This window comes from Perlucidibaca sp., assembly GCF_057084925.1.
Genome location: NZ_JBXMRC010000008.1, coordinates 37,382 through 52,524, shown reverse-complemented (window position 1 = coordinate 52,524; position 15,143 = coordinate 37,382). Strand labels below are relative to the sequence as shown.

The window sequence follows — 15,143 nt, the reverse complement described above, 5'->3', positions numbered from 1 at the left end:
GTTACAATAGTTGAACAAGCAGCTATGTCATGCTGATGAGTTAGCGTTAAGGGAATTTTCATGAGTACACCACGCGCACGTATTTTAGGCTTGGGCACGTTTGTGCCGGCTCGCACCGTCACCAATCACGACCTGTCTGGAGTGATGGAAACCAGTCACGAATGGATTGTGGAGCGCTCGGGTATTGAAGAGCGTCATTGGGTTGAGCCCGAAGACGGCAACTACACCATGGGCGTGAAAGCGGCGCGGGCGGCGTTGGCCGATGCCCAGATGGACGCGAGTGAGATTGATTGCATCATTTACGCCACGTTATCGCCGGATTATTTCTTCCCGGGCTGCGGCGTACTGGTTCAACGCGAATTGGGCATTGGTCATGTGCCAGCGTTTGATATTCGTCAGCAATGCTCAGGGTTTATCTACGGTTTGCAGATGGCCGATGTGTTTATTCGCGCCGGCCAGTATAAAAATGTGTTGGTGATTGGGGGTGAGGTGCATTCTCGTGGCCTCGATAAGACGACACGCGGCCGCACGGTCAGTGTGCTCTTTGGCGATGCGGCCGGTGCCGCCATTGTCGGAATCAGTGATGATCCCGATAGCGGTATTTTGATTAGCCGTGTGCACTCCGATGGCAGCGATGCCGAGTGCCTCGCCATGCAGTACCCGGGTATGGCGGCAGGTCGTGAGCAATACGTCACGCACGACGATATTGATGAAGGTCGCATCTTCCCCAACATGGAAGGCCAAAAGGTCTTTAAAAATGCGGTTAAGCGTATGCCTGAAGTGATTCAGGAAGTGCTAGAATCGCAAGGCATGACCGTTGCCGACATCGACATGCTGATTCCGCATCAAGCCAATTTGCGCATCAATGAGATGGTCGCCAAGCAACTGGGTATTGATGCCACCCGCGTTCACAATAATATTCAGAAGTATGGCAACACCACGGCAGCGACCATCCCATTGTGTCTGTCGGAAGCTCGTGATTTGGGCAAGGTCAAAAAAGGCGACTTGGTGTGCCTCGTGGCCTTCGGTTCCGGCTTTACCTGGGGTTCGGTGCTGATGCGCTGGTAAGTAGGCTCTCAGTAAGCGCCATTTTACGGCGCATAAACTCGTGTGGGCTGTTGATGCAATCCGCGGCAATTAAGCGACCTTCGCGGAAATACAGGCAGGCGAAGCTCCGTCCGGTGGTCGGATCGCCGATGACTTCGACGGCATCGTATCCCGTGTTTAAGCCAGCAATTTGAAGCTTCAGATCGTATTGATCTGACCAGAACCATGGCAACGCGCTAATGTGCTTGGTTTTGCCGCAGAGGGTGGCCGCGGCCACCTTGGCGTGTTCGGCGGCATTGGGCACGGACTCTAGCCGCAGCTGCCGGCCATACCTAGGGCAGGTGAAGCTGGCGCAGTCGCCTGCGGCAACAATGTCAGGATCGCTGCTGACCGCATGCGCATTGATCACAATGCCGTTGTCCACGGTCAATCCAGCGTCAGCGGCGAGCTCTGTATTGGGAACAACACCAATACCCACGATCACCAGGTCAGCCGCAATGATTTCGCCAGAGGTTAAGGCAACCCCCTCGACTCGCTGCTCGCCCAGAATTGCCGAAACATGGTATTGGGTTCGTAGCGTCACGCCCTCTTCGCGATGCACACGGGCGTAAAACTCGGACACAACAGGCGCAGTCACACGCTCTAGGACACGCTCAGCAGCCTCCAGTACGGTCACCGCAATGCCGAGCTTACGAAGCGACGCCGCTGTTTCTAAACCGATGTAACCGGCTCCTAAGATGACCGCGTGGCGTGTCACGCTCAGGTCGGCACGAATCGCGTTGATGTCGGTCAGGGTGCGCAGTAAGTGAACGCCAGGCAGGTCAATCCCCGGTAGGGTTAAGCGGCGAGGGCGAGCGCCTAAGCAGAGTGCCAATTTGCTGTAGGCCAGCGTGCTACCGTCCGCCATCGTGATGCTGTGGGCTTCACGGTTAATGGCGGTGACGCGGCCAGTCTGCAAGGTGATGCCTTGTTTGACGTAAAACTCAGGAGCGCGAATGAGCAGGTCATCTAAGCTGGCATGGCCGGTCAGAAAAGTCTTGGACAGGGGTGGTCGGTGGTAGGGCGGCTCAGGCTCATCGCCAATCAGCACGATGTCTTCGCTCCAGCCCTCTTGACGCAGGCTGGCGCAAAGTTGAGCGCCTGCATGACTGGCCCCCACCACAATGATTCGGCCCTGGCTCACGATTGAACCTCCCGATTCGTTACGACCGGTTGGCGGCTAAATACACCAATCACCGGGCCGCCGTGGGCGCGAAGCACCGGCTCCACTTCGCGGAACAACGCGTGATAGCGGTAAAACGGGACACGCGGAAAGGCATGGTGAATCGAGTGTAGATTTTGGCCTAACCAGAACCACTCCAATGGACGCATCCACGTGGGCATGATCAGGCTGCTCGTATTTCGGTAGCGTGCCGTTTCGGTGTAGGGATGATGCGGACGGTAGGCAAACCAATAGGCCGTGAACAAGCCGCCAGTGAACCAAGCGGCGACGATGAGTATCAGTCCGGTTTGCAGGGGCAGCCAAGCCAGGAGCGCAAAGCGCCAGCCCAGTGCTGCGGAGAACTCCAGAATAAACGTGAGCTTTTCTCGGCGTGGGGCGCTGGCCCAATAGTCGCGGAACAGATAGGTCCACTGTGACCAAATGAATGCCAAGGCCGATTTAATAAAGCCCCATAAGCCTGCAGACATGCCGCTAATAACGTGATCAGGATCCCGATCCGGTTGATTAGTGTAGCGATGGTGCGCGAAGTGTTCCACTCGGTGCGTAACGTAGGGCAAAAGCATCATTTGCGCCGAGACATACCCACACAGGTCGTTAAGCCATACCAACGATGTGCGCTCGCCATGGATGTTGCCATGCGCGGCCTCGTGCAGTGGGGTGTAAGAGAAATAGGTGAGCGCAGCCAGCAACAGGTAGGCTGGGAGCAGGGGCAACTCTCCGAGCACGCCCAGCGTGAGTGTCACCGTGTAAGCAATGGCTACCGCGCCAATGAAAAACACCGTTCCCCAGGCAGGCTGGCCCATGTAATGTTTTGCCGCTTGGATGGCCTGCCGATTCAGCAGCGTTAAGTCTTGGTTGCTCATGTAGCCTGCTTCCGAGTTAGCTGTACCATCATCTTTGTGTAACCACGGACAAAATTAGACTGCACAATTTCTGGCTCCGACAGCACACGAATGTCGTCGAAGCGAGTCAGCAGCTCTTCCCACAGAATACGCAGCTGAAGCTCAGCGAGGCGGTTGCCCATACAACGGTGCACGCCAAAACCAAAGGACATGTGGTTACGGGCATTCTCACGGTCAATGATGAAATCGTTGGCGTGTTCGAATTGACGCTCATCGCGGTTGCCGGAGACATACCACATCACGACTTTATCGCCCTTGCGAATGAACTGGCCGTTGAGCATGGTGTCCTTTTTGGCCACCCGGCGCATGTAAGCCAGCGGTGTTTGCCAGCGAATGATTTCAGACACCATGTTGGGGATAAGCTTGGGGTCTGCCTTGAGCTTGGCGAATTGGTCTGGGTAACGGTTCAGCGCCAATACGCCGCCTGTCATGGAATTACGCGTTGTGTCGTTGCCACCCACGATCAGCAAGGCGAGGTTGCCAAGAAACTCCATCGGGCGAGAGACCAAATCCTTGGTGCTATCGTGCATTTGCAGGAGACTAATAAGGTCATAGCCGGGGGCTTCACCTGCTGCTGTTCGAGCAGCCTTGTCATGCCAAAGTGCAGTGAAATGGCGAGCCATGTCTGCCACGCCGAGGAAGGTCTCGTCCATTTTGGCCGAACCGCCCGTGGTTTCGGGGCTAGCCGCCGCTAAGTCTGACCAATACACCAGCTTATGGCGCTGCTCGTAGGGGAAGTCGAGCAAGGTGGCCAACATGCGCGCAGTCAACTCCACTGAGACGCGCTCAACCCAATCGAAGGGTTGGTCTACCGGCAGGTGATCCAGCACATCTTGTACGCGCTGACGAATCAGGCCTTCCATTTCCTTGAGGTTCTTAGGCGCAACAACCCCTTGCACGGCCTGACGCTGAATGTCGTGTTTGGGCGGGTCCATGGCGATGAACATTTCAACGCTCAAACCTTCGGGCGCATCACCCAGCACAATAAAAGGCTCAGCGGAAAAGCGCTCATGGTCCTTGTCGACGGCCAAGATGTCTTCGTAGCGTGTCACCGACCAGAATGGCCCAAATACACTGTGCGGTTGATAGTGCACGGGGGCTTCATCCCGCAGGCGTTGGAAATACGACTGCCACTGACCTTGGCGGAACAGAAAGGGATTGCTGACGTCGATATCGGCCAAAGCGACATCGGCAACATCGGGAATTTTACGTTCGATAAACACCGGTGATCGTGCACTTGGCAGCGCCGCGCGCTTAACCTTTTGGTACAGGTGCGCTCCCCGAATCTGCAAGTCAATCGGAATAGTGGCTTGTGCTTTTTGGATGATCTGATCGATGGCTTTCATGTGTTTACCTGAGTGAGAACGGTGATAAGGGTCACATTTGGAATTCGGGCAGATGGACCGTGAAACCATCCATGGCCGAGCTGACTTTGATTTGACAGGCCAGCCGAGAATTCGCTTGGCGCTCGGGAGTCATGCTCAGCATCTGAGCTTCTTCACTATTGATGGCTTGGACCGCATGCGTCCACGCGCTATCGACGATGACATGGCAGGTACCGCAAGCGCAGACGCCGCCACAGTCGCCATCGATGCCGGGCACGCCATTGCGCGTGGCAATGTGCATCAACGATTGGCCATCGGCGAGTGCGGCTTCGTGTGATTCGCCGTCATGCGTGATAAAAAAAATGCGACCCATACGTGACTCCCTAAATACCTAACTAATTTGTGGGATAGATCTTGCGCCTGGGTTTCGGCATGCACTATGTTCGCTCAGCTCGATTTTTTGTGAGATTAGCTCAAATGCGTTTTCCGGTTTTAGACCAAGAGCCCGGCATGCCGGCGCATGTGTTTGCCCAAATCTTGGAGTCTCGTACCTTAGATGCTGACGCCGTGGCGAAGTTTCGCGCCATCATTGAGCGGGAAGGCATCATTCTCGAGAACATGCTGAGTCCGGGCGCGCAATTGCCCATGCGTTGGTTTCGCGAGGTCTATCCCACGCTGGATGCGGAGCAAGCGGCATGCATGGGTTACTTTGCCGGTGAACAAGCCCGGTTAACCTCGTATAGCGTGTTGAGCCTGCCCTTGGTGAGTGCCGGCTCGGTGAGTGAAGTTATGCGCTTGCTGACTTTTTTGCCGTTAATTTCCAATGTGGTGCAGGCGCACTTTTTGGAGCGTGAAGAAGCGGTGTTTGTGATGTTATTGGCAAGCTCCGGCGACCCTGTGTTGGATCAAATCCCCCTATTTTATTGTGCGTCGGCGCTCACGCACTTGCTCAGTTTGCTGTCGAGTGAAACGCTGGATCTCACCATTAACATTCCGGGTCCCGCACCTTCGCTGCTGATCAATCATGCTGAATGCCAGTCGGGGCGACTGCGATTTAATGCCCCGGTGTTTTATTTCCGCCTACCGCGCGCCAGCCTCGATGCTGTTTGCCGGTTTTCTGACCCTATGGTGTATGACAATGCAGTGGCGCAGCTGCAGACACTTTTAGATGCGCGCAGTCAGCCTGATGATTTAATCAGTCGTGTCAGGCGTATGTTGGAAGCAGGTTCAGCGCAGTTACGGATGGAGCCCGTGGCGGCAGCGTTAAATGTCTCGGTGAGCACGTTTAAGCGACGGTTAGCCGAGTTGAATACCAGCTTCAGTAGCTTGCAAGAAGAAATCCTGAGCCAGCGCGCCCGACTCATGCTCATGGACGCGACGCTGTCGTTAGAAGCGATCGCCTCCCTCTTGGGCTATAGCGATCTATCTAACTTTTCTCATGCGTTTAAGCGCTGGACCGGACACTCACCGGGGGCATTCCGGCGTCAACAATAGTCCTAAAACCATAGACATAAAAAAGGCCGCTTCTGTAGCGGCCTTTTCGTCGACAGTTGCGAGTCTGATTACCCTTCAATGGCCTTCTTGATGCGGCCCAGCGCGTCTTCCAGCACTTTCGGCGAGGTCGCGTAGGAGATGCGCATATGACCATCGAGACCAAAGGCCGAGCCCGGCACCACAGCAACCCCCACGGTGTTGAGCAGGTATTCGGAGAACTCGAGGTCGTTCTTCAGGCCGAGCTTGGCAATGGCACCTTCAACATTGGCGAAGGCGTAAAACGCGCCATCAGCAGGCGAGCAAGACACGCCCTGAATGGTGTTCAGTGTGCTCACCACGTAGTCGTGACGCTCTTTGAACGCCTTGACCATCGGCACCAGCACATCCTGCGGGCCATTCAGCGCGGCTTCGGCGGCCACCTGCGAGATCGAGGTCGGGTTCGAGGTCGACTGCGACTGCACATTGGTCATGGCCGCGATGAGCTTCTGCGGGCCGGCACAGTAGCCGATGCGCCAGCCGGTCATGGCATAGGCCTTGGACACGCCGTTGAGCACGATGGTGCGGTCGTACAGATCCGGCGCCACGGTGACGATGTTCTCGTACTTCTCGGCGGTCCAGATGATGTGCTCGTACATATCGTCGGTGGCGACCATCACGTGCGGGTGCTTGCGCAGCACCTCGGCCAGCGCCAGCAGCTCGGCCTTGCTGTAGACCATGCCGGTCGGGTTCGACGGCGAGTTCAGCACCAGCAGGCGCGTCTTCGGCGTGATCGCGGCGTCGAGCTGGGCGGCGGTGATCTTGTAACCCTGCGACTGCGGGCACTCGACGATGACCGGGGTGCCGTCGGCGATGATCACCATGTCCGGGTAGGACACCCAGAAAGGCGCCGGGATGATGACCTCGTCGCCCGCGTTGAGCAGGGCCAGCGACAGGTTGAAGAAGCTCTGCTTGCCACCGCAGGACACGAGGATCTGGTTGGCCGCGTAGTCCAGGCCCTGGTCGCGCTTGAACTTGGCGATGATGGCTTGCTTCAGGCCGGGGGTGCCGTCGACGGCGGTGTACTTGGTGAAACCCTTGGCGATGGCGGCGGTGGCAGCGGCTTTAACGTGCTCTGGGGTATCAAAGTCAGGTTCACCGGCGCCAAGACCAATAATATCTTTACCGGCGGCTTTCAGTTCCGCGGCCTTTTTGGTCACGGCCAAGGTTGGCGAAGGCTTGATGCTGAGAACGCGTTGCGAGAGCTGAATATCCACGGAAGACTCCTCGTGCGCCGGGCACGGTCTGGCTGAGGGCAAAAACCGGCGAATCATACCGGAACGCTGCCCTCACGAAAACACGCCGCTTAGGAAAAGCGTTGATGCCCCAGTATCGGTGTGAGCAATGGCGTGGCCCCGGCTGCCTTAATTTCTTCGATGAATCCTGGCAGGTCTACACCGGGTAAGAGATCCGGCACACTCTCGATGGGTGTAATCATGGTGTCCCAGTGGCAAGGAATAACCCAGCGAGGCTTCAGGTAGCGCACCACATCGCGGACATAGTTTGGTCGCGACTGCCGGCCGATGGCGCACAGGCAGACGATGTCGCAGGCATGGCCCTGCAGTTCTTCGTCGATGAAATCGGCAGAGTCAATGTGCATGACCTTGAGCTTTCCGGTATCGACTAGCCAGTTCAGCACCAGACCGTGACGGAGCTGGTGCATACGCGGCGGCCATGGCGGCGGTGCGGTGAGATCACCGGGGAAGGGGATACGACCGAAAATTTTGCCGTGCCGGGACGGAAAGCCGCGTACGGTCCAGCTCCCCGAGGCGATATCTTCTCGGCCTTCGGTACTCACGAGCTGCTCCGCCGGCAGGCCAGCAGCAATGCCGACTTGTACGGTCGAGGACGAACCGATTAAGCGTGCACCGGTCTGTTTGCAGAGATCAGGTCCATCAAGAATATGGTCGTGATGAGCATGCCCAATGAGTACGTCATTGGCCCGAGGAATGAGGCGTTGGATGAGTGCGGCATTCGGCACTAGCGGTTGCGTCAGAGAGGTGGTCAGGTCGGGGCGAGTGACATAGGGGTCGAGTACCACATGGTGGCCATCCTGACTGATCACGAAACCCGCTGTGCCGAGGTATTGAATGCTTAGATCGCCCGTATGGGCGGGGGCGCTGGGGACATAGTCGGCAGCATGAGGGCTTTTAACACCTAGCCAGTGTGTCCAACGTTTCATCACTGTCTCCCAGAAAGGTCTAACAGACCGACGTGTGTAGTCGCTTAAGGTTACACTTGATGGTTACTGTTTGATGGCTTTTTAACCCGGGCATAGGCAATGAGTGAAGGTCAGTTTCAGGTCGTATCGAAATATCAGCCAGCTGGCGATCAGCCGACGGCTATTGAGGGCTTGGTGCAAGGCGTGGAAGACGGCCTTAGCCATCAAACGCTGCTGGGTGTGACGGGCTCGGGCAAGACCTTCACCATGGCCAATGTCATTGCGCGCTTGGGGCGGCCAGCCATCATCATGGCGCCGAACAAAACGCTGGCGGCGCAACTTTATGGTGAGTTCAAAGAGTTTTTCCCGAACAACGCCGTCGAATACTTTGTCAGTTACTACGATTACTACCAGCCAGAAGCCTATGTGCCGTCATCGGACACCTTTATTGAAAAGGATGCCGCGATCAACGAGCACATCGAGCAGATGCGTCTATCGGCGACACGGGCGCTGCTAGAACGCCGCGATGCCATTATTGTGGCAACGGTGTCGGCGATTTATGGTCTGGGCGACCCCGAAGCCTATATGAAGATGCTGCTGCACGTGGCGCGCGGCGACCGCATTGATCAGCGCGGTTTGCTGCGCCGTCTCGCCGAGTTGCAGTACACGCGCAATGACATTGAGTTTTATCGCGGCCATTACCGTGTACGCGGCGATGTCATTGATGTCTATCCGGCCGAGTCGGAAATGGATGCGGTGCGTATCGAGCTGTTCGATGAGGAAGTCGAATCGATTTATTGGTTTGACCCACTCACCGGCGAGGTCCGTAAACGCGTGGCGCGCGTCACCATCTACCCGAAAACGCACTATGTGACACCGCAGGATCGCATTCACGGCGCCATCGAACAGATTCAGGTGGATCTGAAAGAGCGCCTGGAGTGGTTCCGCGCCAACGATAAGCTCCTGGAAGCTCAGCGCCTCGATCAGCGCACCAAGTTCGATCTGGAGATGCTGCAGCAGCTCGGCTATTGCCAGGGTATTGAAAACTATTCGCGCTATTTGTCCGGTCGTCCGCCGGGCTCGCCGCCCCCGACCTTGTTCGATTACGTACCACCCGATGCGCTGCTGCTGGTTGACGAGTCGCATGTGACTATCCCGCAGATTGGCGGCATGTACAACGGCGACCGCTCGCGTAAAGAAAACCTAGTGAATTATGGTTTCCGACTGCCGTCCGCCATGGACAACCGGCCGATGAAATTCGAGGAGTTCGAGCGCATTTCGCCGCAGACCATCTTTGTCTCGGCCACGCCTGGCAATTACGAGGCTGAAAAAGCCCAAGCGGTCGTCGAGCAGCTGGTGCGTCCCACCGGTTTGGTCGACCCTGAGCTGGAAGTTCGGCCAGCAGCCACGCAGGTGGATGATCTCTTATCGCAAATCAAAGCGCGTGTGGCGGTCGAGGAGCGCGTGCTGGTGACGACACTGACCAAGCGCATGGCTGAGGACCTCAGCGAGTACCTGAGCGAGCATGGCGTGAAGGTGCGCTATCTGCACTCGGACATCGACACCGTGGAGCGCGTGGAGATCATCCGCGACCTGCGTCTGGGCGTGTTCGATGTGCTGGTCGGCATCAACCTGCTGCGCGAGGGTCTGGACATGCCCGAGGTGTCGCTGGTGGCCATCCTCGATGCCGACAAGGAGGGCTTCCTGCGCTCCGAGCGTTCGCTGATCCAGACCATCGGCCGCGCCGCGCGCCACCTCAACGGCAAGGCCATTCTCTATGCCGACCGCATGACCGGATCTATGCAGCGTGCTATCGGTGAGACCGAACGTCGTCGAGCCAAGCAAATTGCCTTTAATTTGGAGCAGGGCATCACCCCGATGGGCGTGGCGCGTTCGGTCAGCGATATTTTGGAAACCTATGCCGGCGCGTCGGCAGCTAACGGGGGCGGAAGCCCAAGTCGCGGCAATAAACGCAGCAGTGTGCGGCCCGGTAGCAAGCCGGTGGCGATGGATCCGAAGGCGATGGCTCAAGAAATTGTCTTGTTAGAGAAGTCCATGATGGAGAAGGCGCGAAACTTGGAGTTTGAGGAAGCCAGCCGTTTGCGTGATCAGATGCTGGAGCTGCGCAAAATGCTGATCAAGCTCGAATAAGCCCGATTTTTCGGGTGAGCGTGGCCTGTCAACCCTTGCTCGCCCGATTTTTGTGCACATGAAGAAATCAATCGTGTGCATTTTGAACGAATGGGTGCGAGCGACGCCCAAAAACCGAGCAAATTATATAAGTTGTTGTTTTTAAATGTAAAAATTAATTGGATAAAAAAGCAGCGAACGATCGAAAGCCGCTTGTCTGGCGGAATTAGCCGCTTATCCAATTACTTGTCCACGAAGTTATCCACAGGAATTGGGGATAACTTTTCGAACCCATTCGTCGGCATAAAAAAGGCCTCTAACGAGGCCTTTTTCAGGGTTTGTACTCGCGAACATCAAGGGTTTAGTTTGATTTTCCCGATACTCCGTTCATTCAATGAGCCAAAGTAAAGCGTATCGCCCACTTGTCGGACGCTAGTGATGGGGGAGTAGTTGCCTTTCCCCGTGTCTTGCAGATTGGCCACAATGCCGCCATCCGTATTTAAACCCAACGCCATGGCACGGTGCTCAACGAGCTTAGGGATGACGCGTAGCGCCCGCGCAAAGACCTTACGCATAAACGGATTGTCGGCAAATGCGTCCAAGAAGTAGTTCCTTGGGGTGAAAATGGCGAGCCAGAAACGATCTTGGCCATTAAAGGTGATGTTGTCGGGTAGGCCGGGCAGATTGTCACGGAAAACATCTTGGCGACCCGCCTTGGGACCTTTGAGCCACAGTCGGGTGATGCGATAGGCACCTGTTTCGGTGACCAGTACGTAGTCTTCGTTGGGTCCGAGGGCGACACCGTTAGCAAACTCTAAACCAGCGACTAAGGTTTTCGTTTCACCGCTGTGAAAATCGTAGACCATTAAGCGACCATCACCCCGATGCTCCATGACGGCTTCGCCATCTTGGCCGTAATGCCAACGAATGGAGGCATCGCTGAAATAGGCGTACTGGCCATCGGCTGAAATATCGACATCATCAGCGAAACCAAAGGGTATGCCATCCGACTCGGTTGTGAGTAACTCCAACTCACTTTTCGCCATATTCAGCGCCATAAGGCCCTTAATACCGTCAGCAATAATGAGTCGGCCATCCGGATGCCAAGCTAGACCCAAAGGCCTGCCGCCGGTATTCACCAGCGTTTGTAGCGACTTGCCGTCGGGGCTGACGCGCACAATCCGGCCGTCTTGCAGACCCGTGAGAATATGTTCTTCTTCGTCGGCCAGAATCGCTTCGGGTCCGTAGAGCTCGAGGTTGCTGCCTATGCGTTCAATGCCTGCCAGACGCGTGTTTTCTTTGAACTCGCCTTCGCTCAATGAAGGCGCAGGGGGAGGCGTCCAGCTCACAGGCTCGATAGGAGTAGGCGCAAACAGCAGATAACCGGCGACTACGGCTAGGGTGAGTCCAGCCCAGTAACGCTTTTTCAAATTAGCCCCCTAGTTTAGCTACCCAAGGTAGCGGTAAATGTTGCATAAAAAAGCCAATCAATGTCCAAGGGTGCTTAGGCACACAGGCGCAGGCGGGTTCACGATTAATGGCTTTCACCAGCGCGCGAGCGCCCACTGCAGCACTGACCTCGAACGGCAGCTTACCAGCACCTTCATTTAATTCCGTTCGAATATAACCGGGAAATAAGGTGGTGACTTTTATCGGAGTGTTAAGCAACTCGGCTCGGATACCTTCACTGAGTAACGCTAGGCCGGCTTTTGACGCGGCATACGTGGTGAGGTGCTTAGGTAATCCGCGTTTCGCGCTCATGGAAGAAACGGTGACCAAATGCCCCGAATTTTGCCGGCGGAAGATGCCGACGGCGGCCTCACATTGAGCGAGCGCGGCCACAAAGTTGGTTTCAGCGGTTTGCCGGTTAATCTCAAAGTGCCCTTTGCCAATTCGTCTTCCGTTGCCGATGCCGGCATTCACGATCACGCGGTCGAGAGTTCCGAATTCTGCTGCAAAAGCTTCGAAGACGTCGAAGACTTGCGCGTAGTCGGTGACATCCAACGCACGGACGGAGACGCGAACGCCATGTGCGCTTTGCAGTTCTTCGCGCAGCGCCTCAAGGCGTTCAGTGCGGCGTGCGCACAATGCCAAGTCGTGGCCTTGGGCGGCAAATTCGCGAGCCATGCCGGCGCCAATGCCGGAGCTCGCACCGGTGATTAAAATGGTTTTACGTTTCATGGCTGCAGCATCCGTAAGCGGAAAATTAGCGATAAGTCAGTAGGTCGCGATGGCGACCACTGAAATGACTGTGTTCATTGAGGCTGATCAGGTTGCGATGCGTGCTGCCCTGGCTGATACGACTAAGGCCGGCATTCGCGAGTGTCAGATTGACGCGAAACGTGGCGTCATCATTGAGGCCAAGCAGGCCTTGGCTGATCACCGAGATGCAGCCGCCAGAAGTAAATACGAGCGCGCGACCACGCTTAGGCAGGGCGTTCAGCGCTTCGTCGAGAGCTCCACGGGAGCGCAGTTGGAAGTGTTGCCAAGATTCGTCGTAATCAGTGTCGTGAGTTCCGCCGACCCAACGCGCAATGGCTTGCCGGAACATCTGGCCGAACAGCTCGCCGGGGTTAGCGTGTTTCGCCATCTCGGCTACCAGCCAGTCGCGGTCACGGTAGCGTGGTTCGTAGCGCTCGATGACTTGTTCGTGATTAAACTCATTGAAGCCTGGCAGTACCTGCAAAGGCAGGTTTACGCCCGCCGCATCCAAGCAAGCCTCCGCCGTTTGCCGATGGCGCTTCATGGCACCAATAAAGACGGTATCCACGGGTTCTTCACGTTCACGCAGCACCGTGCCAAGGTGGCGTGCCTGTTCGTAACCTAGCTCCGACAGCTGGTCATAATCTGCTTTGCCAAAAGAAGCTTGGCCGTGACGAATCAGGGTAATGGCGGCCATGATCAGCGGCCTCCCTGTTTGGCAGCACGTTGGTCTGCGGCAATGACTTGCCGGCAACGACGCCAGATGGCCCAGTTGATGATCCAGAAGTTCTTAAAGGCGGGATTGTCGGTCTGCTTGTGGTGATAGCGGTAGTAAATTTGTTGCAAAATGGCCGCCACGCGGAACAGACCGAAGACCTCGTAAAACGCCCAGTGATGAATCGTCACGCCGGTTTTCTCTTGGTAATAAGCCACCACTTCCTTGCGCGTCAGCATGCCGTTCAGGTGAGTTGGCTGGCGACGTGTTTGACGCAGAATGCGGTTGTCGTCAGCTTGAATCCAGTAGGCCAGGACATTGCCTAACTCCATCAGCGGATCACCGAGCGTCGCCATTTCCCAATCCAGCACACCAATCACGCGTGAGGGCTCGCTGGCGTCCAGCACCACATTGTCGAAGCGCCAGTCGTTGTGCACCACGCAGGTCGCTGAGTCTTCCGGCGTGTGCTGTTTGAGCCAAGCGCGGATGTCGGTGTAGCGTGGCACATTCCAGGTCTGCGCCTTCTCGTAGCGATCGCTCCAGCCATCCACCTGACGCTTGCAGAAACCGCTGCCCTTACCCAGCCGCTCTAAACCTGCCGCGCGCACATCGACCTGATGCAGAGCAATCAGCTGGTCCAGCGTGTTGGTGCAGAGTTGACGTACCTCTGCCTCGCTTAAAGTCAGTTCTTTCGGCAGATTGGCGCGCGGAATAATGCCTTCGATGCGGCGCATGACATAGAAGTCGCAGCCGATCACCGACGGGTCCGTGCACAAGCCAATCATGTCAGCCACCACTGGGTACACCGGCTTTAATGCATCTTGCACGGTGTATTCGCGCACCATGTCGTGCGCTGATTTGGCTTTTGTTCCCGCGGGCGGACGCCGCAAAATGAGGTCATGGCTGGCGTATTTGAGGCGGTAGGTCCAGTTCGAAGCACCGCCGCTGTATTGCGTCACTTCGGGTAATCCCGGTGATAGCTGCGGTAGTAAGGCACGTAGCCAGGTATCGACTTTTTCTACGTCCAGTTCTTCCCCGTGGCGGACAGTGCCGCCCACATCAATCAAGGCCATCTCGGGTTACCTCTCGCTACGCGGTTTCATGCCCTTCATGCTCTTTTGGAACATGCGGCTGTAGAGAGCGTGAGGCAGATAGCGCTTAGCCAGCCACAGGCGTTCACCCGCGACGTGAGGCAGGATATGCACCTGCTTTTTTGCGACCCCAGCTACGATGGCATCAGCCACCTGTTCGGCACTGAGTTTGCCGCTGGCGAGGAGCTTGCTCATCATCTTGATCAAGCCAGGATCATTGGCGCGCATGGTCTCGCCGAGATTGGTTTGAAAGAACGAGGGGCAGACCACACTGACATGAATGCCGTCGGCCATGAGTTCTTGTTCGAGGGTGGTGGTGAGCGCCACCACGGCGGCTTTCGACACGTTGTATGAGGCCATACGCGGCACATCGAGTAAGCCGGCCATGGAAGCAATATTGACGATATGGCCGCTGCCTTGCAGCTTAAAAATCGGGGTGAATACTTTGCAGCCGCGTACCACGCCCAGCAGGTTAATGTTCAGAATCCATTCCCAATCACTCAGGGAAACGGTGTCGATAGCGCCAGCCTGCGCGACGCCCGCGTTATTGATCAGTACGTCCAGCCCACCCCAAGCCTGCACCAGCTCATCGGCAATCGCCTGTAAATCCGCCTCGCAAGTGACATCGGCATGGCGATAAAACGCCTCAGCTGCGCCTGCGGCGGCGAGCTCCGTGAGCGTGTTGTTGCCGCGCTCGTCATTGAGGTCGGCGATACACACGCGCCAGCCATCACGGGCATAGCGCAAGGCGAGAGCTCGGCCAAGGCCACTGGCCCCGCCGGTAATAAAAACGCGATTTTGCTGAGTCATGTTGTCTC

14 protein-coding genes are annotated in these 15,143 nt (G+C 56.5%); 3 read left to right on the top strand and 11 right to left on the bottom strand.

Features of this window, described 5'->3' with window-relative positions; genetic code table 11:
* The first annotated feature begins 60 nt into the window (after positions 1–60).
* On the top strand, positions 61–1,068 hold the full coding sequence (locus tag AC14IB_RS02250) for a 3-oxoacyl-ACP synthase III family protein (protein WP_484230368.1): 1,008 nt from the start codon (positions 61–63) through the stop codon (positions 1,066–1,068).
* Here AC14IB_RS02250 and AC14IB_RS02245 read toward each other — a convergent pair.
* The 4 genes from AC14IB_RS02245 to AC14IB_RS02230 are packed head-to-tail and all read right to left on the bottom strand — an operon-like array spanning position 1,037 to position 4,869.
* Positions 1,037–2,230 carry an NAD(P)/FAD-dependent oxidoreductase gene (locus tag AC14IB_RS02245; protein ID WP_484230367.1) on the bottom strand — a complete coding sequence of 398 codons (1,194 nt, stop codon included), beginning with the start codon at positions 2,228–2,230 and terminating at the stop codon, positions 1,037–1,039. The genes AC14IB_RS02250 and AC14IB_RS02245 overlap by 32 nt on opposite strands.
* Positions 2,227–3,132: a fatty acid desaturase family protein gene (locus AC14IB_RS02240; protein WP_484230366.1), complete on the bottom strand. Its 906-nt coding sequence runs from the start codon at positions 3,130–3,132 to the stop codon at positions 2,227–2,229. Before AC14IB_RS02240 ends, AC14IB_RS02245 begins: the two co-directional genes overlap by 4 nt.
* Positions 3,129–4,517, bottom strand: coding sequence for a cytochrome P450 (locus AC14IB_RS02235; protein WP_484230365.1), 1,389 nt, complete (start codon positions 4,515–4,517; stop codon positions 3,129–3,131). Before AC14IB_RS02235 ends, AC14IB_RS02240 begins: the two co-directional genes overlap by 4 nt.
* 31 nt (positions 4,518–4,548) lie before the next feature.
* Positions 4,549–4,869, bottom strand: a complete 321-nt coding sequence (locus tag AC14IB_RS02230; RefSeq protein WP_484230364.1) for a 2Fe-2S iron-sulfur cluster-binding protein — start codon at positions 4,867–4,869, stop codon at positions 4,549–4,551.
* 104 nt (positions 4,870–4,973) lie between these two features.
* On the opposite strand from AC14IB_RS02230, the gene AC14IB_RS02225 reads away from it, so the two are divergent.
* Positions 4,974–5,990: a helix-turn-helix domain-containing protein gene (locus tag AC14IB_RS02225; RefSeq protein WP_484230363.1), complete on the top strand. Its 1,017-nt coding sequence runs from the start codon at positions 4,974–4,976 to the stop codon at positions 5,988–5,990.
* Positions 5,991–6,058: 68 nt separating this feature from the next.
* On the opposite strand, the gene AC14IB_RS02220 is transcribed toward AC14IB_RS02225, so the two are convergent.
* Positions 6,059–7,243 carry a pyridoxal phosphate-dependent aminotransferase gene (locus AC14IB_RS02220; protein ID WP_484230362.1) on the bottom strand — a complete coding sequence of 395 codons (1,185 nt, stop codon included), beginning with the start codon at positions 7,241–7,243 and terminating at the stop codon, positions 6,059–6,061.
* Positions 7,244–7,332: 89 nt separating this feature from the next.
* Positions 7,333–8,208: an MBL fold metallo-hydrolase gene (locus AC14IB_RS02215; protein WP_484230361.1), complete on the bottom strand. Its 876-nt coding sequence runs from the start codon at positions 8,206–8,208 to the stop codon at positions 7,333–7,335.
* A 99-nt stretch (positions 8,209–8,307) separates the two neighbouring features.
* Here AC14IB_RS02215 and uvrB point away from each other — a divergent pair, with 99 nt between their 5' ends.
* Positions 8,308–10,338: an excinuclease ABC subunit UvrB gene (gene uvrB / locus AC14IB_RS02210; protein ID WP_484230360.1), complete on the top strand. Its 2,031-nt coding sequence runs from the start codon at positions 8,308–8,310 to the stop codon at positions 10,336–10,338.
* A gap of 332 nt (positions 10,339–10,670) precedes the next feature.
* On the opposite strand, the gene AC14IB_RS02205 is transcribed toward uvrB, so the two are convergent.
* From AC14IB_RS02205 to AC14IB_RS02185, 5 genes are read right to left on the bottom strand one after another with little or no spacing between them, the layout of a single operon-like run.
* Positions 10,671–11,747, bottom strand: coding sequence for an SMP-30/gluconolactonase/LRE family protein (locus AC14IB_RS02205; RefSeq protein ID WP_484230359.1), 1,077 nt, complete (start codon positions 11,745–11,747; stop codon positions 10,671–10,673).
* Between the two features lies 1 nt (position 11,748).
* Entirely contained in the window at positions 11,749–12,498 is a 750-nt protein-coding gene (locus AC14IB_RS02200) for an SDR family oxidoreductase (RefSeq protein WP_484230358.1), read from the bottom strand.
* A 25-nt stretch (positions 12,499–12,523) separates the two neighbouring features.
* Positions 12,524–13,216, bottom strand: a complete 693-nt coding sequence (locus AC14IB_RS02195; RefSeq protein ID WP_484230357.1) for a histidine phosphatase family protein — start codon at positions 13,214–13,216, stop codon at positions 12,524–12,526.
* Between the two features lie 2 nt (positions 13,217–13,218).
* On the bottom strand, positions 13,219–14,307 hold the full coding sequence (locus AC14IB_RS02190; protein ID WP_484230356.1) for a phosphotransferase family protein: 1,089 nt from the start codon (positions 14,305–14,307) through the stop codon (positions 13,219–13,221).
* Positions 14,308–14,313: 6 nt separating this feature from the next.
* On the bottom strand, positions 14,314–15,135 hold the full coding sequence (locus tag AC14IB_RS02185; protein ID WP_484230355.1) for an SDR family oxidoreductase: 822 nt from the start codon (positions 15,133–15,135) through the stop codon (positions 14,314–14,316).
* Positions 15,136–15,143 lie beyond the last annotated feature (8 nt).

Excerpts from the sequence above, each read along its gene's own strand:
- AC14IB_RS02250 (WP_484230368.1), top strand. The coding sequence starts at position 61 with ATGAGTACACCACGCGCACGTATTTTAGGCTTGGGCACGTTTGTGCCG.
- AC14IB_RS02240 (WP_484230366.1), bottom strand. The coding sequence starts at position 3,132 with ATGAGCAACCAAGACTTAACGCTGCTGAATCGGCAGGCCATCCAAGCG.
- AC14IB_RS02235 (WP_484230365.1), bottom strand. The coding sequence starts at position 4,517 with ATGAAAGCCATCGATCAGATCATCCAAAAAGCACAAGCCACTATTCCG.
- AC14IB_RS02230 (WP_484230364.1), bottom strand. The coding sequence starts at position 4,869 with ATGGGTCGCATTTTTTTTATCACGCATGACGGCGAATCACACGAAGCC.
- AC14IB_RS02225 (WP_484230363.1), top strand. The coding sequence starts at position 4,974 with ATGCGTTTTCCGGTTTTAGACCAAGAGCCCGGCATGCCGGCGCATGTG.
- AC14IB_RS02215 (WP_484230361.1), bottom strand. The coding sequence starts at position 8,208 with ATGAAACGTTGGACACACTGGCTAGGTGTTAAAAGCCCTCATGCTGCC.
- uvrB (WP_484230360.1), top strand. The coding sequence starts at position 8,308 with ATGAGTGAAGGTCAGTTTCAGGTCGTATCGAAATATCAGCCAGCTGGC.
- AC14IB_RS02200 (WP_484230358.1), bottom strand. The coding sequence starts at position 12,498 with ATGAAACGTAAAACCATTTTAATCACCGGTGCGAGCTCCGGCATTGGC.
- AC14IB_RS02195 (WP_484230357.1), bottom strand. The coding sequence starts at position 13,216 with ATGGCCGCCATTACCCTGATTCGTCACGGCCAAGCTTCTTTTGGCAAA.
- AC14IB_RS02190 (WP_484230356.1), bottom strand. The coding sequence starts at position 14,307 with ATGGCCTTGATTGATGTGGGCGGCACTGTCCGCCACGGGGAAGAACTG.
- AC14IB_RS02185 (WP_484230355.1), bottom strand. The coding sequence starts at position 15,135 with ATGACTCAGCAAAATCGCGTTTTTATTACCGGCGGGGCCAGTGGCCTT.